Annotated in this window: 18 protein-coding genes and 1 tRNA gene; 6 read left to right on the top strand and 13 right to left on the bottom strand. The window is 66.3% G+C overall.

Features of this window, described 5'->3' with window-relative positions:
• The first annotated feature begins 42 nt into the window (after nt 1-42).
• From VLI63_RS10285 to VLI63_RS10295, 3 genes are read left to right on the top strand one after another with little or no spacing between them, the layout of a single operon-like run.
• Nucleotides 43-339 (top strand): hypothetical protein, encoded by a 297-nt coding sequence (locus VLI63_RS10285; protein ID WP_409156772.1) that lies wholly within the window; start codon nt 43-45, stop codon nt 337-339.
• The gene (locus tag VLI63_RS10290) at nt 339-953 is read left to right on the top strand and encodes an HAD-IA family hydrolase (RefSeq protein WP_409156773.1); all 615 of its coding nucleotides are present in this window, start codon (nt 339-341) and stop codon (nt 951-953) included. Before VLI63_RS10285 ends, VLI63_RS10290 begins: the two co-directional genes overlap by 1 nt.
• A 2-nt stretch (nt 954-955) precedes the next feature.
• Nucleotides 956-1588 (top strand): hypothetical protein, encoded by a 633-nt coding sequence (locus VLI63_RS10295; protein WP_409156774.1) that lies wholly within the window; start codon nt 956-958, stop codon nt 1586-1588.
• Between the two features lie 142 nt (nt 1589-1730).
• On the opposite strand, the gene prmC is transcribed toward VLI63_RS10295, so the two are convergent.
• The 9 genes from prmC to argS all read right to left on the bottom strand — a co-directional run bounded on the left by prmC (nt 1731) and on the right by argS (nt 13519).
• A complete protein-coding gene (prmC, locus tag VLI63_RS10300; protein WP_409156775.1) occupies nt 1731-2603 on the bottom strand; it encodes a peptide chain release factor N(5)-glutamine methyltransferase in 873 nt (290 codons plus the stop codon).
• Between the two features lie 19 nt (nt 2604-2622).
• The gene (gene prfA, locus VLI63_RS10305; RefSeq protein ID WP_409156776.1) at nt 2623-3720 is read right to left on the bottom strand and encodes a peptide chain release factor 1; all 1098 of its coding nucleotides are present in this window, start codon (nt 3718-3720) and stop codon (nt 2623-2625) included.
• Nucleotides 3721-3725: 5 nt separating this feature from the next.
• Nucleotides 3726-6011: a transcription termination factor Rho gene (gene rho / locus VLI63_RS10310; protein ID WP_409156777.1), complete on the bottom strand. Its 2286-nt coding sequence runs from the start codon at nt 6009-6011 to the stop codon at nt 3726-3728.
• A gap of 198 nt (nt 6012-6209) precedes the next feature.
• Nucleotides 6210-7178 carry a homoserine kinase gene (gene thrB, locus VLI63_RS10315; RefSeq protein ID WP_409156778.1) on the bottom strand — a complete coding sequence of 323 codons (969 nt, stop codon included), beginning with the start codon at nt 7176-7178 and terminating at the stop codon, nt 6210-6212.
• Complete coding sequence (gene thrC, locus VLI63_RS10320) at nt 7175-8257, bottom strand: threonine synthase (RefSeq protein WP_409156779.1); 1083 nt, start codon at nt 8255-8257, stop codon at nt 7175-7177. The genes thrB and thrC overlap by 4 nt, the downstream gene beginning before the upstream one ends.
• A complete protein-coding gene (locus VLI63_RS10325; RefSeq protein WP_409156780.1) occupies nt 8257-9576 on the bottom strand; it encodes a homoserine dehydrogenase in 1320 nt (439 codons plus the stop codon). The genes thrC and VLI63_RS10325 overlap by 1 nt, the downstream gene beginning before the upstream one ends.
• Nucleotides 9573-10988, bottom strand: a complete 1416-nt coding sequence (gene lysA / locus VLI63_RS10330) for a diaminopimelate decarboxylase (protein WP_409156781.1) — start codon at nt 10986-10988, stop codon at nt 9573-9575. Before lysA ends, VLI63_RS10325 begins: the two co-directional genes overlap by 4 nt.
• A complete protein-coding gene (locus tag VLI63_RS10335; RefSeq protein WP_409156782.1) occupies nt 10985-11854 on the bottom strand; it encodes a DUF2993 domain-containing protein in 870 nt (289 codons plus the stop codon). The genes lysA and VLI63_RS10335 overlap by 4 nt, the downstream gene beginning before the upstream one ends.
• A 3-nt stretch (nt 11855-11857) precedes the next feature.
• Nucleotides 11858-13519 carry an arginine--tRNA ligase gene (argS, locus tag VLI63_RS10340; RefSeq protein WP_409156783.1) on the bottom strand — a complete coding sequence of 554 codons (1662 nt, stop codon included), beginning with the start codon at nt 13517-13519 and terminating at the stop codon, nt 11858-11860.
• 110 nt (nt 13520-13629) lie between these two features.
• Here argS and VLI63_RS10345 point away from each other — a divergent pair, with 110 nt between their 5' ends.
• The gene (locus VLI63_RS10345) at nt 13630-14241 is read left to right on the top strand and encodes an arginyl-tRNA synthetase (protein ID WP_409156784.1); all 612 of its coding nucleotides are present in this window, start codon (nt 13630-13632) and stop codon (nt 14239-14241) included.
• 3 nt (nt 14242-14244) lie between these two features.
• Here VLI63_RS10345 and VLI63_RS10350 read toward each other — a convergent pair whose 3' ends face one another.
• Nucleotides 14245-15039 (bottom strand): transglutaminase-like domain-containing protein, encoded by a 795-nt coding sequence (locus VLI63_RS10350; RefSeq protein WP_409156785.1) that lies wholly within the window; start codon nt 15037-15039, stop codon nt 14245-14247.
• Between the two features lie 165 nt (nt 15040-15204).
• Entirely contained in the window at nt 15205-15867 is a 663-nt protein-coding gene (locus VLI63_RS10355; RefSeq protein ID WP_409156786.1) for a pyridoxal 5'-phosphate synthase, read from the bottom strand.
• A 68-nt stretch (nt 15868-15935) separates the two neighbouring features.
• Here VLI63_RS10355 and VLI63_RS10360 point away from each other — a divergent pair.
• Together VLI63_RS10360 and VLI63_RS10365 are read left to right on the top strand one after the other, a co-directional pair.
• Nucleotides 15936-16007, top strand: a tRNA-Arg gene (locus tag VLI63_RS10360).
• 294 nt (nt 16008-16301) lie between these two features.
• The gene (locus VLI63_RS10365) at nt 16302-16958 is read left to right on the top strand and encodes a histidine phosphatase family protein (RefSeq protein WP_409156787.1); all 657 of its coding nucleotides are present in this window, start codon (nt 16302-16304) and stop codon (nt 16956-16958) included.
• A 123-nt stretch (nt 16959-17081) separates the two neighbouring features.
• On the opposite strand, the gene VLI63_RS10370 is transcribed toward VLI63_RS10365, so the two are convergent.
• Nucleotides 17082-17327 carry an antibiotic biosynthesis monooxygenase family protein gene (locus tag VLI63_RS10370; RefSeq protein ID WP_409156788.1) on the bottom strand — a complete coding sequence of 82 codons (246 nt, stop codon included), beginning with the start codon at nt 17325-17327 and terminating at the stop codon, nt 17082-17084.
• Between the two features lie 85 nt (nt 17328-17412).
• Nucleotides 17413-17766: a hypothetical protein gene (locus VLI63_RS10375; protein ID WP_409156789.1), complete on the bottom strand. Its 354-nt coding sequence runs from the start codon at nt 17764-17766 to the stop codon at nt 17413-17415.
• Nucleotides 17767-18434 lie beyond the last annotated feature (668 nt).

Below are 18434 nucleotides of genomic sequence, written 5' to 3' on the forward strand. Positions count from 1 at the left end.
TCCAGCGCAGCCTGAGACAATCGGGTGACCGGTAGGAGCCCTGTGGACCTGTATCTCTTCGATTTCGACAAGACCCTGTATGCCTACGACTTCCATTTCCGGCTGCCGTCGCTCAGCCTCGTCACCGGAGTGAGCCAGTACCACCTCGCCAAGACGTGGTGGGCCGGAGGCTATGGAGCGCGAGCGGAAGACAGCTTCTTCGTCGACGACTCGGCGGAGAACGTAGAGGATACGCGCGCCGTCGGCATCCACGCCCATCAGCTCGTCTATCTGGATGGGGTGCCGCAGAGCGCTGCACTCGACCAGGCCATCTCCCGTTTCGCCAGCCGGAACACCTGATGCTGCTCTTCATCTTCGACATGGACGAAGTGCTGTACGGCTACGACTGGCAACGGCGGATGGCTGGCATGACCGAACTCACCGGCCTCTCCCTCGAGCAGTTGCGGGAACGCTGGTGGCATGAGGAGGGCGAGATCGCGGCGGAGGCGGGTGGTTTCGCCTCTGCGGAGGTCTACCTTGCCGCGTTCAACGACGCGATCGGGTTCGAGGTGTCCGAAGCCGATTGGGTGCGGATTCGCGGTTCCGCGATGGAACCCTGGCGCGATTCGATCGCCGCCGTGCGGAGGGCCGCCGAGCTGGGGCAGGTCACCCTGCTGACGAACAACGGCCCCCTGACCGGCAAATACCTGCGGGAACTCGCCCCCGAGCTCGTTTCGGTGTTCGGCGATCACCTCTATACCTCCTCGGATTACGGAGCACGCAAGCCCGAACCGGAGGTGTTCCGGAGCGTGCTCGCCCGCTACTCGATCGACGCCCAGGACACCTTCTTCGCCGACGACATGCGGGAGAATATCGACGGAGCTGCGAGTATCGGAATCACGGCCCACCATTTCACCGATGCTCCTGCACTCCTCGCCGCGATCGAAGCGTTCGCGGAGGCACGGAGGGACTGACCATGCTCGAACAGGCGACGCTCGACGAACTGTGGCTGTTCGACGATCCGGCGCAGTCCGAGTCGCGCTTCCGGGTCGAACTGGAGCGGGGCGGCCCCTGGGATGACACCGAACGTGCCGAGCTGACGACCCAGCTTGCCCGAGCCATCGGCCTCGAGGGACGATTCGACGAGGCCGCGGCGCTGCTCATCGAGCTCGATGACGGAGCTCCGGTGGTGGGAGTGCGGGTGCTTCTCGAGTCTGGCCGCCTCATGAACGGCTCCGGGCATCCGGATGCCGCGGCCGGGCTGTTCCGCCAGGCCGCGTCGATCGCCCACCGCGCCGACCTGCTCTTCCTGCGGGTGGATGCGCTGCACATGCTCGCGATCGTCGACCCGGACGGCGCGGAGGACTGGACCGCGCAGGCCGCGGCCGTCGCCGAGGAGTCACCCGATCCACGCACCCGCCGCTGGCTCGTTTCGCTGCACAGCAATCTCGGCTGGTATCGGCTTGAGGCCGGCGACCCCTCCGCGGCGCTCGAGTCTTTCACCGAGGCATCCCGCTGGGCCGACCTCGTGGGCACGGAAGACCAGCGCACGTGGGCCGCCGAGGCAATCGCGGAGTGCACTGCGGCCCTGGAGGCGTCGGAAGAGTAGCTCCATCGCAGGGCAGCGCCTTTCTCCCGAAACCGGGCGAGTGCGGTCTGTACGGGCTGGCGTGCCAGCCCGGAGTGTCCGCACTGGCCCGCCCTGACGGAGTTGCTGCTCGGGAGGCGATGCCCCGGCGGAGACTCGCGCCTCAGCGCAGGGCGGTCGTCGAGCGGTCCCGCCCGAGGAAGTCCGGGTGCGAGGCGATCGCGCGCCAGCCATCGGCGGCGAGGATGCCCGAAATCGCGGCCGCCTGAAGCTCGCCGTGCTCCAGCACGAGGGTGCCGCCCTGGTGCAGCAGGCGCCGGGCGGTGTGTGAGACCTGACGCACGACATCCAGCCCGTCCTTACCGCCATAGAGCGCGTGCTCGGGATCGAAGAGACGCACCTCCGGGTCGCGCGGGATCGCGCCGAGGGGAATGTAGGGAGGGTTCGAGATGACCACCGATACGGTGCCGTCGAGCTCCGGCAGGGCCGCGGCGAGGTCCACGAACACGGCGCGAGCGTTCTCTGCGCCGCTCTCGCGGAAATTCTGCCGCGTCCAGATGAATGCCTCGGGTGAATTCTCCACGCCATAGACCCGGGCGTGGGGCACCTCGGTGGCGAGAGCAAGCGCGATCGCGCCACTGCCGGTGCCGAGGTCGATACCGATCGGCTCTGGAGTCGCGGCCGCGCGGAGGGCGTCGATCGCGAACTGCGCCACCTGCTCGGTCTCGGGCCGCGGCACGAACACGCCGGGCCCCACCGCGAGCTCGAGCGACCGGAACGGTGCCCTGCCGGTGATGTGCTGGAGCGGTTCTCGAGCCGCTCGACGCTCCACGAAGGCGGAGATCGTCGCCGCATCCGCGACCGAGATGGCCGTGCCGGTGATGGCCTTCGCCTGCACCTCACCACGACTCATCCCGAGCACGAAACCGAGCAACAGCTCGGCATCGACGTCGGGAGAGGGAACACCCGCCCGGGTGAGCAGTTCGACGGCGCGGAGGAGCGTCGTCGAGACTGTGGGGACTTCCGGAGTGGTCATGGCGCGGGGCGAGGCGAGACTAGTCGGCGTCTCCGGCCAGGGCCTCGAGACGCGACTCTTCATCCGCTTCGATATCGCTCTGGATGACCGGCTCGAGAGCACCGTTCATCACGGCATCGAGGTTGTAGGCCTTGTAGCCCGTGCGGTGGTCGGCGATACGGTTCTCGGGGAAGTTGTACGTGCGGATGCGCTCTGACCGGTCCATCGTGCGGATCTGGCTCTTGCGCACGACTGAAGCCGCGGCGTCGATCTCCTCCTGCTGACGTGCGAGCACGCGGGCCCGCAGCACGCGCATGCCGGCCTCACGGTTCTGCAGCTGCGATTTCTCGTTCTGCATGGCCACGACGATGCCGGTGGGAAGGTGGGTGATGCGCACGGCGGAGTCGGTGGTGTTCACCGACTGGCCGCCCGGGCCGCTCGACCGGTAGACGTCGATCTTGAGATCGTTCTGGCTGATCTCGACCTCTTCCGGCTCATCCACCTCTGGGAACACGAGCACGCCCGCTGCAGAGGTGTGGATGCGCCCCTGCGACTCGGTCGCGGGCACGCGCTGCACGCGGTGCACCCCGCCCTCGTACTTGAGGTGCGCCCAGACGCCCTCGGCAGGGTCGGTCGAGTTGCCCTTGATGGCGAGCTGCACGTCCTTGATGCCGCCGAGGTCGCTCGAGGTCTGCTCGATGATCTCGGTCTTCCACTTCTTGGACTCCGCATAGTGCAGGTACATGCGCAGCAGATCGCCGGCGAAGAGCGCGGACTCTGCGCCGCCCTCTCCCATCTTGATCTCCATGATCACGTCACGACCGTCGTTGGGATCCCGCGGAATGAGCAGTCGGCGCAGGCGCTCCTCCATCACGTCGAGCTCCGACTTGATGTTCGGAAGCTCCGCTGCGAAGGATTCGTCGTCTGCCGCCATCTCGGTGGCAGCCTCGAAGTCGTCAGTGAGCGCCATCCACCGGTTGTAGGCGTCGACGATGCGGCTGAGCTCGGCGTAGCGCCGATTGACCTTCTTCGACTTGGCCGGGTTGGAGTGGAGTTCGGGGTCGGCAAGCTGTTCCTGAAGGTCCGCATGCTCGACCAAGAGGGTCTTCACCGACTCGAAGACACCAGAGTCTGCCATCGGTACTAGTCCTCTTTCGACCCGGATGCGCCCGGAAGCGACTTCTGGATCTTCATGAGGAACTCGACGTTCGACGAGGTGTCCTTCAGCTGCGTGAGTACGAGCTCGAGGGCCTGCTGGGTCTCGAGTCCGGCGAGTGCCCGACGGAGCTTCCAGTTGATCTTCGTCTCGTCGACGCCCATGAGCATCTCCTCGCGCCGGGTGCCAGAGGCGTTCACGTCGACGGCCGGGAAGATGCGCTTGTCAGCGAGCTGACGTGAAAGCCTCAGCTCCATGTTCCCGGTGCCCTTGAACTCTTCGAAGATGACCTCGTCCATCTTGGATCCGGTCTCGACGAGCGCGGTGGCGAGGATCGTGAGCGATCCGCCGTCCTCGATATTCCGAGCGGCACCGAAGAAACGCTTCGGCGGGTAGAGAGCCGAGGAGTCGACACCACCGGACAGGATGCGCCCGGAGGCCGGAGCGGCCAGGTTGTAGGCGCGGCCGAGGCGGGTGATCGAGTCGAGCAGCACGACGACGTCGTGACCGAGCTCGACGAGACGCTTGGCACGCTCGATGGCGAGTTCGGCGACCGTGGTGTGGTCTTCTGCGGGGCGATCGAAGGTGGAGGCGATGACCTCACCCTTGACCGTGCGCTGCATGTCGGTGACCTCTTCCGGACGCTCGTCGACCAGCACGACCATGAGGTGCACCTCGGGGTTGTTCTTGGCGATGGCGTTGGCGATGGCCTGCAGCACGAGCGTCTTGCCTGCCTTGGGCGGCGAGACGATGAGGCCGCGCTGGCCCTTCCCGATCGGGGACACGAGGTCGATGATGCGAGTGGTGAGCTTGCCCGACTCGGTCTCGAGGCGCAGGCGCTCCGAGGGGTAGAGCGGGGTCAGCTTGCCGAACTCGACACGGTCGGCGGCCTGCTCGATGGGCAGTCCGTTGATCGAGTCGATCTTCACGATCGCGTTGTACTTCTGGCGACCGGAGTTGTCGTTCTCGCGCGGCTGGCGGATGGCTCCGACCACGGCATCACCCTTGCGCAGGTTGTACTTCTTCACCTGTCCGAGGGAGACGTAGACGTCGTTGTTGCCCGGCAGGTAGCCGCTCGTGCGCACGAAGGCATAGTTGTCGAGCACGTCGAGGATGCCGGCGACCGGGATGAGCACGTCATCCTCGGTGATCTCGGGCTCGAAGTCGTCATTGCCGCCGGCGCCGCGGCGCTTACGGTCACGGTAGCGGTTGCGGCCGCCGCGGTCGTCGTCCTCGAGCAGCTGCTGCTGGTTGCGGTCGTTGTTGCCGCTGCGGTCGTTGTTGTTCTGCTGCTGGCGGTCGTTGCCCTGCTGGCGGGAGTTGCCGTTCTGCTGGCCACCACCCTGGTTGTTCTGCTGGTTGCGGTTGTTCGCATTGCGACCATTGGCGCGCTGTCCCTCGGACTGCTCACCGTTCTGGCCGTTCTGGTTCTGGTTCTGGTTGTTCTGGGCAGCCTGGCCGTTCTGGCCGTTCTGGCCGTTCTGGCCGTTCTGGCCGTTCTGGCCCTGGGCCGAGGCATCGCCCTGCTGGCGGTCGCCCTGCTGGCGATCTCCGCCGCGGTTGCGGTTGCGGTTGCGCGAGTTGCGGGTGGGCTGGGCGTCATCGGCCTGCGCCTCCGCTTCGGCTTCCTGGCCGGGAATGCGGTCGAGGCCATCGGCCTGCTGCGAGTCCGCGACGGCGGCCCGCTCGGCCTCCTGGCCGGGGATGCGGTCGAGACCGGCGGAAAGAGCGGCGTCGGCCAGCGCGATGCGCTCGGCTTCCTGGCCGGGGATGCGGTCGAGGCCACCGGTCTGCTGCGAGTCCGCGACGGCGGCCCGCTCGGCCTCCTGGCCGGGGATGCGGTCGAGACCGTTTTCCGCACGGTTCACGTGGCGGGTGACCGACTTCGGCTCCGCCTTCCCGGCGGAGCGGGCTGCCGCCGCACGGCGCGGCTCGTGCTGTGTCGACTCGATGACGGGCGCTTCGGCGGCGGCAGCATCCACAATCGAGGTGCTGGCGCGGCGCGACGCCCGCTTCTTGGCAACCGGCGCATCAGCGACAGGCGCGTCGGTGACCACTGCGTCACCTACCGGTGCGTCAGCGACCGGCTCGGAAGCGACGGGGCGTGCTTTGTTGTTCTGGATCTCGGAGATGGCATCCACGAGTTCTCCTTTACGAAGTTTGGACGAGCCACTGAGGCCGAGCTCGGCCGCGAGAGCCTGGAGCTCGGGAAGGCGGAGTTTGGCGAGGGCGATGGAGTCTGTACCTGCGGCACGGACAGTGAGGTCAGTCACTAAGAGGGTTCCTTTCCCCGAACAAGGTCCGCACCTGACAGGTGCGACTGAGCCTTGCGGGAGGGTTTGACGTTCGGCGCTTTCGCTTCGGGTAGCGCCTGTACGAATGTTCGCAACTGCGCGGGAAGGCACTGGTGAATAACGAAGCTGACGCCTGTGAATGTGTTGTCTGGTGAGTGTGCTGTCCGGGGGTTTCGGTTAGCCCGAATTTTCTACCGGATGCATTGACACTGTAGCACCTTTGAAGTCGATGGCCAGCAGGAGCGACTGCCACGGCGAGCCGGATCGTGCGGCGATCAGCTCGGCGGCGACGAGCCGCTGGGCGGGGTCGCTGCACAGCACGAGGATCGACGGACCGGCACCGGAGACCACGGCCGGAAGCCCGTGGGAGCGGAGTTCGAGGATGAGCGATTCGGTCTCCGGCATCGCGGCGGCGCGGTAACTCTGGTGCAGTTTGTCCTCCGTGGCCGCGAGCAGCAATTCGGGACTCTGGATCAGGGCGGCGATCAGCAGGGCCGAACGCGAGACATTGAAGATCGCGTCTTCGTGGGGCACCGAGGCCGGTCGCAGGCTTCGGGCGAGCTCGGTCGACATGGTCGACTCCGGCACCGCGATGAGCGGGGAGACGCCGCGGTGCACGATGAGCTTCTTGTGCTGCGGGCCGGCATCCGTGGTCCAGGCAATGGTGAGACCACCGAAGAGTGCGGGTGCGACGTTGTCGGGATGCCCCTCGAGAGCGGTCGCGAGGGCGAGCAGGGCGCCGGAGTCGATGTCGACGATGCCGTCGAGCAGGCCCTTAGCCGCCATGATGCCCGAGACGATCGCGGCCCCGGATGACCCGAGTCCCCGGCCGTGCGGGATGTTGTTGCGCGCCACGAGGTCGAGACCCGGCAGCGGTTGCGAGTAGGCCGCGAAGGTATAGGCGATGGCGGTGACCACGAGGTTGGACTCGTCGGTGGGCACCTCGCCCGCCCCGACCCCGATGACCTCCACCGTCGCCCCCGGCGCATCCCGCACCGTGACGGTGAGTTCGTCGTAGAGCGACAGCGCCAGGCCGAGGGTGTCGAACCCCGGTCCGAGATTGGCCGTGGTCGCGGGGACGCGCACGGTCACCGACCTTCCGGCGAACTCCTCGACCGAGGCCGACGATGAATCGGCTGCGTTCACACGCTGACTTTGGCGAGACCGAGCACGCCGGCCACCTCGTCGGTGTCATTCGCGACGACCGTGGGGGTGACATCCGACCCGTCAGCGCTCTTGAGAGCCCACTGCGGGTCCTTGAGGCCGTGGCCGGTGACCGTGAGCACGACAGTGGATCCCTTCGGGATCTCTCCGGCCGCGGCGCGCTCCAGCAGGCCGGCGACGCTGATCGCCGAGGCGGGCTCCACGAAGATGCCGACCTCGGCAGAGAGGATGCGGTATGCCTCGAGGATGTGCGTGTCGGAGATCGCTCCGAAATAGCCGTTGGTCAGCTCTCGCGCGGTGAGCGCCAGCTCCCAGGACGCCGGGTTGCCGATGCGGATCGCGCTGGCGATGGTGTCGGGATTCTTGACGATCTTGCCGAGAACGATCGGAGCGCTGCCCGATGCCTGGAAGCCGAACATGCGCGGATGCTTCGTCGAGTCGCCGCGGGCGAGGGATTCGCCGTAGCCCCGGGAGTACGCGGTGTAGTTGCCGGCGTTGCCGACGGGCACGATGTGGATGTCGGGCGCGTCACCGAGCACCTCCACAACCTCGAAGGCCGCGGTCTTCTGGCCCTCGATACGGTCGTTGTTCACCGAATTGACGAGGTGCACGGGGTAGTTCGCGGCGAGGTCGCGCGCGATGTCGAGACAGTCGTCGAAGTTGCCGCGGATCTGCAGCAGCTCGGCGTTGTGCGCGACCGCCTGGGCGAGCTTGCCCATCGCGATCTTGCCCTCCGGCACGAGCACTGCGGCCTTGATGCCCGCATGGGTCGCGTAGGCGGCTGCAGAGGCGGAGGTGTTGCCCGTGGAGGCGCAGATGACGGCCTTGGCGCCGGCCTCGACGGCCTTCGAGACGGCCATCGTCATGCCGCGGTCCTTGAACGACCCGGTGGGGTTCATGCCCTCGTACTTGACCCAGACGTTGGCGCCGGTGCGAGCCGACAGGGCGGGAGCCGGGATGAGCGGAGTGCCACCCTCGCCGAGCGTGATGATCGGAGTGGCGTCCGAAATGTTCAGACGGTCTGCGTACTCGCGGAGGACTCCGCGCCACTGGTGGGCCATTATGAACCTTCTACTCTCAGTACGGACGTGACCCGCACGACGACATCGCTCGATTCGAGTTCGAGAACGGTCGCCGCGAGATCGGCTTCGGAGGCCTCGTGGGTGCCTATCACAAGGGTAGCGGTGGGCGTGGAGGTGATTACGCCACCGTAGACGGACTGGGTGAGCGTTTCGACCGACACCCCATGCTCGCTGAAGAGTGCCGCGACGGCGGCGAGCACTCCCGGAGCATCCACGACGCTGAGGGTGATCTGGTAGCGGGTGATCACCCGGGAGATCGGCAGGATCGGCAGGTTGGCGTGCGTCGACTCCGCAACCCCCGGGCCGCCGATCACGTGACGTCGAGCCGCAGAGACGAGGTCGCCGAGCACGGCGGAGGCAGTCTCGATGCCACCGGCACCGGCTCCGTAGAACATGAGATCGCCCGCGGCCTCCGCCTCGATGAAAACCGCGTTCTTGGCACCATGGACGGCGGCGAGCGGATGATCGCGCGGAACCAGCGCGGGATAGACGCGAGCAGACACACCCTCCACGCCGTCGGCGTCCGTCAGTCGCTCACAGATCGCCAGCAGCTTGACCACATACCCGGCCTTCTTCGCCGCCACGACCTGCTCGAGTGTGACGGCGGTGATTCCCTCGCGGTAAACGGACTCGAGGGGAACCGTGGTGTGGAACGCGAGGCTTGCGAGGATCGCAGTCTTCTGGGCGGCGTCGTAGCCCTCGATGTCGGCGGAGGGATCGGACTTCTCGGCATAGCCGAGCTCGGTCGCGGTGGAGAGGGCCGTTTCGAGGGACTCCCCCGCCGTGTCCATGCGATCCAGGATGAAGTTGGTCGTGCCGTTCACGATGCCGAGGATGCGCTTGATGCGATCGCCGGCGAGGCTGTCGCGCAGCGGACGGATGATCGGGATCGCGCCGGCGACGGCCGCCTCGTAATAGAGTTGCGCGCCGACCTGCTCCGCGGCCTCGAAGAGCTCCGGCCCGTGGGTCGCGAGCAGCGCCTTGTTGCCCGTGATCACATCCGCCCCGGAATTGAGAGCCTGGAGGATGAGCGTGCGGGCCGGCTCGAGACCGCCCATGAGCTCGATCACGATGTCCGCGCCGAGGATGAGCGACTCGGCATCCGTCGTGAGCAGTTCCTTGGGGATCTCCGCCGTGCGGGTCGCGTCGAGGTCGCGCACCGCGACACCCACGAGTTCCAGTCCGGCGCCCGCGCGATTGGCGAGTTCCGGGCCGTGCTCGAGCAGCAGCGCCGCTACTTGGGCGCCGACCGATCCGGCGCCGAGGAGGGCCACTCTCAGGTTGCGGTACTCGATCATGGTGCTCCGTTCGGGTTGGGGCGTATCCCGGCATCACGCGACAGCAGGTCGGCCTCGGTCTCGCCGCGCACGATCACGCGAGCCGCTCCGTCGCGCACGGCGACGACGGCGGGGCGGGCGAGGTAGTTGTAGTTGCTGGCCATCGCCCAGTGGTAGGCACCGGTGGCAGGAACGGCGATCAGGTCTCCGGGCGTGACGTCTGCCGGCAGGTAGTCGGCGAGCACCACGATGTCGCCGCTCTCACAGTGCTTGCCGGCGATGCGCACGAGGGCAGGCTGCGCATCAGAGACACGATTCGCCAGCCGAACCGAGTAGTCCGCGGCATAGAGGGCGGTGCGGATGTTGTCGCTCATGCCACCGTCGACGCTCACGTATTTGCGGATGGCGGTCGTCTCTCCCACGGTCACCTCGACGTCTTTGATGGTTCCGACCTCGTACAGGGTGAAGGTCGACGGCCCGACGATCGAGCGGCCCGGTTCGACGGCGACGAGCGGCACGGGGATGTCGAGCCGCGCGCATTCGGAGGCCACGATGCCCGCAAATCGCGCAGCGATCTCGGGCATGGGAAGGGCGGTGTCGACCGAGGTGTAGGCGATGCCGAATCCCCCACCGAGGTTCAATTCGGGGATCGGGCCGCCGGAAAGCAGCTCGGCATGCAGGGCGAGCAGTCGCTTCGCGGACTCGACGAAGCCCTCGGACTCGAAGATCTGCGAGCCGATATGCGAGTGCAGCCCGAGGAAGAGCAAGGAATCGTGCGAACGGATGCGAGCGACCGCGTCAGCGGCATCGGCGAGCGTGATGCCGAACTTCTGGTCCTCCCGGGCCGTGGCGAGGTACTCGTGGGTGTGGGCGTGCACCCCGCTGTTGAGACGCAGCCGAACACTCTGAACGCGGGAGTGGCGAGCTGCGGCATCCGCGATGCGCTCGATCTCGACGAGGCTGTCGACCACCAGCACACCGACACCGACACCGACGGCGCGGTCGATCTCGGCGAGGGACTTGTTATTGCCGTGGAAGCCGAGCCGGGAGGGATCGACCCCGGCAGTGAGAGCCACCGCGAGCTCTCCCCCACTGCAGATGTCGATGTACAGCCCCGCTTCGGTCACCCACCGGGCGATCTCGGTGGAGAGGAACGCCTTACCCGCGTAGTAGACCTTCGCGGCCGATCCGACCGCCGCGAATTCGCGATCGAAGCAGTCGCGGGCTTCGGCGGCGCGGGCGCGCACGTCGGCCTCATCGACCACGTAGAGCGGCGTTCCGAACTCGTCGGCGAGAGCGGTTGCCGTGACCCCGGCCACCTCGAGCACCCCGGATGCCGCGCGCCCGGCGTTCTGCGACCACACGGTCGCGGGCAGCACATTCGCATCGGCGGGAGGTCGGAGCCACGCGGGCGCCAGTGGATTGGCGGTCATGCGCACACCCCCTTGGTGGTGAGGAGGGCGCGGTCGAGGGTGACGGCTTTACCCGCCACCGCGAGTTCGAGGGAAGAGCCCTTCACGATCACGGAGTCGAGGGGAAGCTGCTTCGGCAGATACCGGGCAACGCAGATCTTCTGGGTCGCGAGCACCGGGTCGGCGAGCGGCCCGAAAGTGGATCGCAGGCCATCGGGCGTGACTGTCGCACCGTTCACCACCAGAGACTTCGGGGTCAACTCCAGTTGGCCGTCGACCGCTTTGGGCACGAAAGCGATCGCTACCGGCACTGTTACGCCGAGGGCGGTGACGGAAGTGCCGATCTGCACGGCTCCGGACCCGATCTTGACCGAAGTGACCGGCAGGGTGGTGAACCCCGCGAGCAACTTCTTCAGTTCCTCCGGTGAGGTGACGACAGCCAGGCGAGCACTCTCGAGCGGCTTCGACTGGCTGAGGGGCACCCCGGTGGCCGTGAGGGTGGCCTTGCCACTGACGTCGCCGACACCGAGCTTGGCGATCGCGACATCCACCCGCTCGAATTTGCCGATTGCCGCCTGGTAGAGCACTGACGCGCCGGCGATGTCGACCGTGACCGGTGTCGAGTCGGCGATGGAGAGAGAGCTTCGCGCCTTGGCCTCGATCAGGTTGCCGGCGTACCACCGCGCCCCCGCGTCCAGAGCGACGACGATCACGACGAGGATCACGAGAAAGACGCCGAGCCCGATCCAACCGCGCCCACGCCGACGCACGATCTCCGTCTCGACGAAGGGGAAAGGATCCGGTTCATTCGCGGCGCTGTCTTCCGGGTACTCACGCCCCGACCGGCCGAGGTTCCAGTCGTACTGCTCGCCGTCCTGTGACGCCATCGGCTACATCCGCTCCGGCGCCGAGACGCCCAGAAGCCCGAGAGCATTGCGCAACACCGTACCGGTGGCGTCGTTGAGCCACAGGCGAGTGCGATGCAGATCGCTGACCGGTTCATCCCCCAGGGGCGTCACCCGGCAGTTGTCATACCAGCGGTGGTAGGCGCCGGCGAGCTCCTCCGCGTAGCGGGCGACCCGGTGCGGCTCCCGCAACTCGGCAGCCTGGGTGACCACGCGCGGGAATTCGGCGAGCACACCGAGCAGGCTGCTCTCCGTCTCGTGCGTCAGCAGGGATGCATCGAAGGCGCTGCGGTCTACCCCGCTGTCGGCGGCGTTTCGGGCGACCGACTGGGTGCGGGCATGCGCGTACTGCACGTAGAAGACCGGATTGTCGTTGGTGCGCTTGGTCAGCAGGTCGAGATCGATGTCGAGCTGCGAGTCGCTGGAGGAACGCACGAGCGCATAGCGCGCCGCATCCACTCCCACGGCTTCGACGAGGTCTTCGAGCACCACCACAGTTCCGGCACGCTTGCTCATGCGTTGCGGAGTGCCGTCCTTGAGCAGATTGACCATCTGGCCGATCAGGATCTCGAGATTCACCCGCGGAAGGTCGCCGAACGCCGCCGTCATCGCCATGAGACGCTGCACGTAGCCGTGATGGTCCGCTCCGAGCATGATCAGGTTGCGTTCGAAACCCCGCTCGCGCTTGTTGAGGTAGTAGGCGAGGTCGCCCGAGATATAGGCACCCTCGCCGTCGCTCTTGATGACCACCCGGTCTTTGTCGTCGCCGAATTCGGTGGTGCGGAGCCAGGTCGCTCCCTCGGACTCATAGATATGACCGAGGTCGTTCAGCCGCGCGATCGCCTTCTCGACGTCGCCATTCTCGTGCAGCGTGTTCTCGTGGAAGTAGACGTCGAAGTCGACGCCGAAGTCGTGAAGACTCGCTTTGATGTCGCCGAACATGAGGTCGACGCCGATCGCGCGGAAGGTCTCCTGCTGGTCGTCCCGAGGAAGTGTGGCGAGTCCGTCGGGAGCGATCTCGACGACCCGGGCGGCGATGTCAGAGATGTACTGCCCGCCGTAGCCGTCTTCGGGCGTGGGCTCGGCGAGGTAACTCGCCAGCAGGCTGCGGGCGAACCTGTCGATCTGGCCACCGTGGTCGTTGAAGTAGTACTCGCGGGTGACGATTCCGCCCTCGGCAGTGAAGATACGGGCGAGGCTGTCGCCCACCGCCGCCCAACGGACTCCGCCGAGGTGGATCGGTCCGGTGGGGTTCGCCGACACGAACTCCAGGTTGATCGTCACGCCCTCGTAGAGAGTGCCGTTGCCGTAGTTGGATCCCTGCTCGACGATCGCCTTCGCGAGAGCACCGGCCGCAGCGGCGTCGAGGCTGATGTTGATGAAACCGGGGCCCGCGACATCCACGGCCGAGACGCCAGGGATCGAGAGGATGCCCTCGGCGAGCTCCAGGGCGAGCTCGCGGGGGTTGGTACCGACCTGCTTCGCGAGCTTCATGGCGATGTTGGACGCCCAGTCGCCGTGGTCACGATTCTTGGGCCGCTCGACCTTCACATCGTCGAGGGACAGGCTCGAGGCATCCGCTCCCCGTCGCTGGAGCGCGCCAGTGACGATGGCGAGCAGCTGGGCGGAGAGTTCGGCGGGAGTCACGAGCAACGATTCTATCGGGCGCCATCGGGCAGCTTGCTGGCGCGCCCCGCGGTGCGAGGAATGAGACTGGGTGAAGATAGAGGCACGCTTACCGGGGGGCTTCTCACACTATGAACAGCATCGTCGAGACTCGACTGCGATCGACCATCATCGTGGCCGCGCTTGCCGCGACCGTGGCCCTCGGCCTCTCCGGTTGCGTCCCGGAGCCGAAGTCCACGACCGGTCCGAGGCCGAGCACGTCCTCCACACCGAGCGCTTCACCGTCTGTCGGCCCGTCACCAACGTCGAGCCCGTCGACGACCGCAAGCGCTACGCCGACGAACATTCCGTGCAACACCCTCGTCTCCGCGCAGGCCGTCTACGACTTCAACCCCAACTTCGGACTGGACCGCTCCTTCTCGCCGAAGGCCGGAACTGCGGGTGCGAGCGCGGTCGCCGACAAGGGCACGGCCTGCAGCTGGCTCAACCAGACCAGCGGCGACACCTTCGCCATCGCGGTGGCCCGGCCCGCCGCCCCCGAGCTCGCGTCGCTGAAGGCGACTGCAGCGAAAGGCACTGCGGCGTCGGGGCTCGGTGATGCCGCCTACTTCTCGACGAGCGGCGGAACCGGGCGGGTCGACGTCTTCACCGGTTCGTATTGGCTGGTCGCGACATCCGTCTACTTCGGAGCCGCCGCCGACGCGAACGCTCTGGTCACGGCCGCCCTCGGGGCGCTGAAGTAGTTTTCAGCGCAGCTGCACCTGCTGCTGGAAGTCATCGCCCGGCAGCTCGTCCACGATCGCCAGAACCTGCAGGTCGAGCAGGGTGAGATTGGCCCAGTGGTTGGTGAGGAAGGCGATGTCCGCCGCATCCCGGCCGGTGGAGATGCGCAGCAGGCTCTGGCGCGGTGCGAGCCCCGTGGCGTCCACCACGTGCCAGTTGCCGTCGACGAAGGCTTCCGCGACCGCATGAAAGTCCATCGGACTGAGCCCTGGAGCGTAGACCGCCGCCATGCGAGCGGGCACGTCGATAGCCCGCAGCAGCGCGATCACGAGGTGGGCGTAGTCGCGACAGACGCCCTGGCGGGCGAGAAGGGTGCCCACCGCGCCATCCGTTACGCGACTCGATCCCGGAACGTAGTACAAGCGGTCATGCACCCAGGAGCTGACGGCGGTGAGCAGTTCGAGCCCGCTGAGGCCGCGGAATTCGGAGGACGCGGTGGGCAGCAGCGTGTCCGACTCGCAGTAGCGGCTCGGCCGCAGGTAGATGATGGTGTCGAGATCGTCGGCCGATGCCGGCAGAGACTGTCCGGTCACCTCCGCCGCATAGTCGATGGTCATACGACCCTTGTCGCTGATGAGCTGGTGCAGGCGCGAGCCGTGGCGATCGACGAGTTCGCCCGGGGTGAGGGTCACGCCATCGAGGCTGATGTCGAGTCGCTCGGAGGCGAGGGCGGCTCCCTGGGCGACGGCGAGGCTCAGCACCATGTTGGTGCGACCGGCGATGTCGAGTTCGAGGTGGGCGGCGACGTTACGAAGCATGCGACGATCCTGCCAGAGGAGTGTTACCGCGGGATGTCGCGAGCCCTGCCCTGGCTCGGCTCGCCGGGCGCGCTTCCGGGCCATCACGGACAGTCCGCACCGATGCGCCGACCCGGAGTGTCCCCGATCGCCCGTTCCGGCGAGCCGGCGTGCGGCCCCGCACGCTCAGGGCCAGAGGAGGTCGCGCGTCCAGCCATCGACGCCCAGGCGATACCGCAGCCGCAGCTGGTCGCGCTCACGGGCGGCCTGCCAGAACTCGAACTCGACCGGCCTCACGAGGTAGGCCTGCCATTCGTCGGGCACATAGTCCGGATCGGCGTCGATCCGCTCTCGAGCCGCACCCACCGCGGCCTCGTACTCGGCTTCCGTGGCCGGCAGTGGTTGGCTCTGTTGCCCGCCCGCGGCGATCGCCCGCGCGTTGGGGTGGCGCTTCAGGAAGTCGATTCGCGCCAGTTCGCGCGACCCGGGCTCCACATCCCCCACCACTCGGATCTGCCGGCCCTGCTCTCGCCAATACAGCAGCAGCGCTGCGCGCGGGTGAGCTTCGAGGTCGTGGCCCTTCGGGCTCGAGGACAGGGTGGCGAACCAGAGGCCCTCGGGCGTCACATCCTTGAGCAACAGCGTGCGGGCGGATGGTTCGCCCTCTGCGCTCACGGTCGCAATGGTCATCGCGTGGGGTTGCGACACCCCAGCGTCGAGCGCGAAGCCCAGCCACTCCGTGAGCAGCTCGGACGGGTCTGCGGGGGCGGCATCCGTATCGAAGGTCGGCAATTGTCCGCTGAAGACGGTCAGCGCGCGCAGTCGGTCTCGCCAGGAAGCATCGGTCATGGGTGCAGCCTACGTTTCACCCCGACAGTGCGGCTGGCAGAGGGCTGGTAACGTAGACCTGCACTTGAGCCCCCATAGCTCAGGGGATAGAGCACTGCCCTCCGGAGGCAGGGGCGGCAGTTCGAATCTGCCTGGGGGCACCTGTCGCTTGCCAAGTCGTTTCGGATTTTGCCGCCTAAAACGGACAAGCCGGCCTGCGGATGCTTCTGCTTCGGTCGCTAAACGACTCCCCTTTCGCGATTGACGTTCCTCACCGCGAATCTCTCGCGGGCGGGTCTTACGGACCCGGCGGCCAATCTGGACCCACGGTTCCGCTGTGTTGCCTGCCGATTGGCGTTCACCGTCCCGCTTGGGGGCGCTCTCAATGGATCGCTTTTCTGTAGGCCGGTTCGATGTCTCGGCCATATGCGAGCCATCACGATTACGGTTGGAGGGTGCTCACAAACGATCCGCTGCCCGAACGCCCCGCTCCCGACAACCCTTCGGGGAAGTTGGTCTTGTTGCGCCATGGGGAGACGGAGTGGTCCAAGGAAGGACGCCACACCGGACTCACGGATGTTCCGCTCACTGCTCGAGGTGAGGAGCTTGCCCGCGGCGCAGGTCGGTTGGTCGCTGGCTACGACTTCTCACTGGTCCTGAGCTCGCCTCTGCAACGCGCGCAGCGGACCGCCGAACTGGCGGGCCTGCATGCCGAGGTCGATCCGCTCCTCGTGGAATGGGACTACGGCGGATACGAAGGGCGTACCTCGCGCGACATCCGCAGCGAGCTCGGCTACAACTGGAGTGCTTTCACCCACGGCGTGATTCGGGGGCAGACGCCCGGCGAGACCGTGGAAGAGGTCGCCGCGCGCGCCTCGCGCGTGCTCACTCGAGTGCTGCCCGCGATGGCGGAGGGAGATGTCGCCCTGATCGCGCACGGCCACTTCCTGCGCATCCTGACGGCCGTGTTTCTGCGGATGGCCCCCCGTTTCGCGGCCCAGATCACTCTGGACGCTGGATCAGTGTCCGTGCTCAGCTTCTACCGCGAGCAGCCGGCCATCCTTTCCTGGAACTACGGAGCCGAGCTGCCCATGGTCCCCTCGGAGTCCTGAGGCCTCGATGAAGTGAGCCATCCCGGAAACGCCTGTCGACCTGTTTGACCCAGTTGAGGTTCCTAAGTGATACGGCCGCAAGCCCGGCGATCATTGTGTCGACCTGTCGCGGCAAAATTCCGGTTAAGGAACGGCTTGGTAGTGCTCGACCAAGGGAAACGGCTCATCGAAATGGTGGAGAAGGGCGCGCCATTCTTCATATCGAGTGGATTTCCTGAAGCCAATCGTGTGGTCCGCTAACTGCTCCCACGCAACAAGCAACAGGTAGCTGCTCGGCGATTCGATCGAACGTGACAGCGATAAACTCCGGCACCCCGGCATTGACGTGATGATGGGTCTCGCCTCGGCAAAGGCGCGCTCGAAATTCATCTTCTCGACCCGGGATCACGGGCAGTACGGCGTGTTCAGTAATCACTTGGCCAGTGTCCCATTTGCGGTTTGTCCATTGAATGGGTCAGAGCGAGCGCCACCAAGAATCGTCGATGATGGGGTTCTCTAATTCGTCGAGTCTCGTCTTGATGTGATCGGTGAACCGAGTAGGGAGTCGAACGTTGTGTGCGTCGACATAGTGGGCCAACCCGTCCGGCCACATGTAAACACCGTCTGTCACGTCGAGGTCACCGTTGCCTGCACCGCAGATTCGGCAAGCGCTGTATCCCATCCACAAGCGAACTATGAATCCCCTTCGCAAGTAGCTCACGACTTCCTCTCGCTCGGCCTCGGGGAGCTCAGGATCAACCATGCTCCGTGGATCGGGCCAGCGATCATCTGTGTCGGACTTCCAGTACCCTGCGCGGATCAGCTCCATGCTTCGGATGCTAGCGGGAACTGCGTTCGTCGCAGCAAGACCAACGAGCGTTGCCCAGTGACGCGACCGCGAGCCCGGCAATCGTTGTCTCGAGTTGTCGCGGTCAACTTCCGTCTTGCGGGGTGAAACGCTTGGCCGCTCTGCGGGCGTCGAAGTGAGCGCCCAACCAGACACACTGCGAAGAAACGACCCGAAAGTTGAGTCCGACTTCGGCGAGCAGCACGCGGTGATAACGAGGCTATCCGTGCGGCTGATGAGCCATGCTGGGGCCATGCCGCTGTATCCACACATTGCAAACCGCTTCGCCAATGCTGTTCCTGGTCTGGGTGTTGTTGTGGTCGCCGCATCGCAGCTTTCCCACATGGCCCTGTGGGCTGTTTTTGCGCTTGGCACCGTCGGGATGATTTTGATGATCCGCGGGTACCGGATGGGTGTGCGGTGCACCGAGTCAGAGGTCTTAGTTTTTGGGCTCCTCCACACACAGACGATCGCCAAAAGTGCCATCACCTCTGCGAACACCGATATGGCCGGCTTTCCATCTCTCAGTTGGCGAACCAACGCGAACAGTCGGAGGTGGACCCCAATCATCGTTTTCTGGGGACCCGGTCGGGAGCTCCGCATCATCCGCCTGACCAAGATGCGACGACTCGAACAACTCCGGGGCTGGT

It is taken from the genome of Lacisediminihabitans sp. H27-G8 (assembly GCF_046156175.1).
Classification (GTDB): domain Bacteria; phylum Actinomycetota; class Actinomycetes; order Actinomycetales; family Microbacteriaceae; genus Lacisediminihabitans.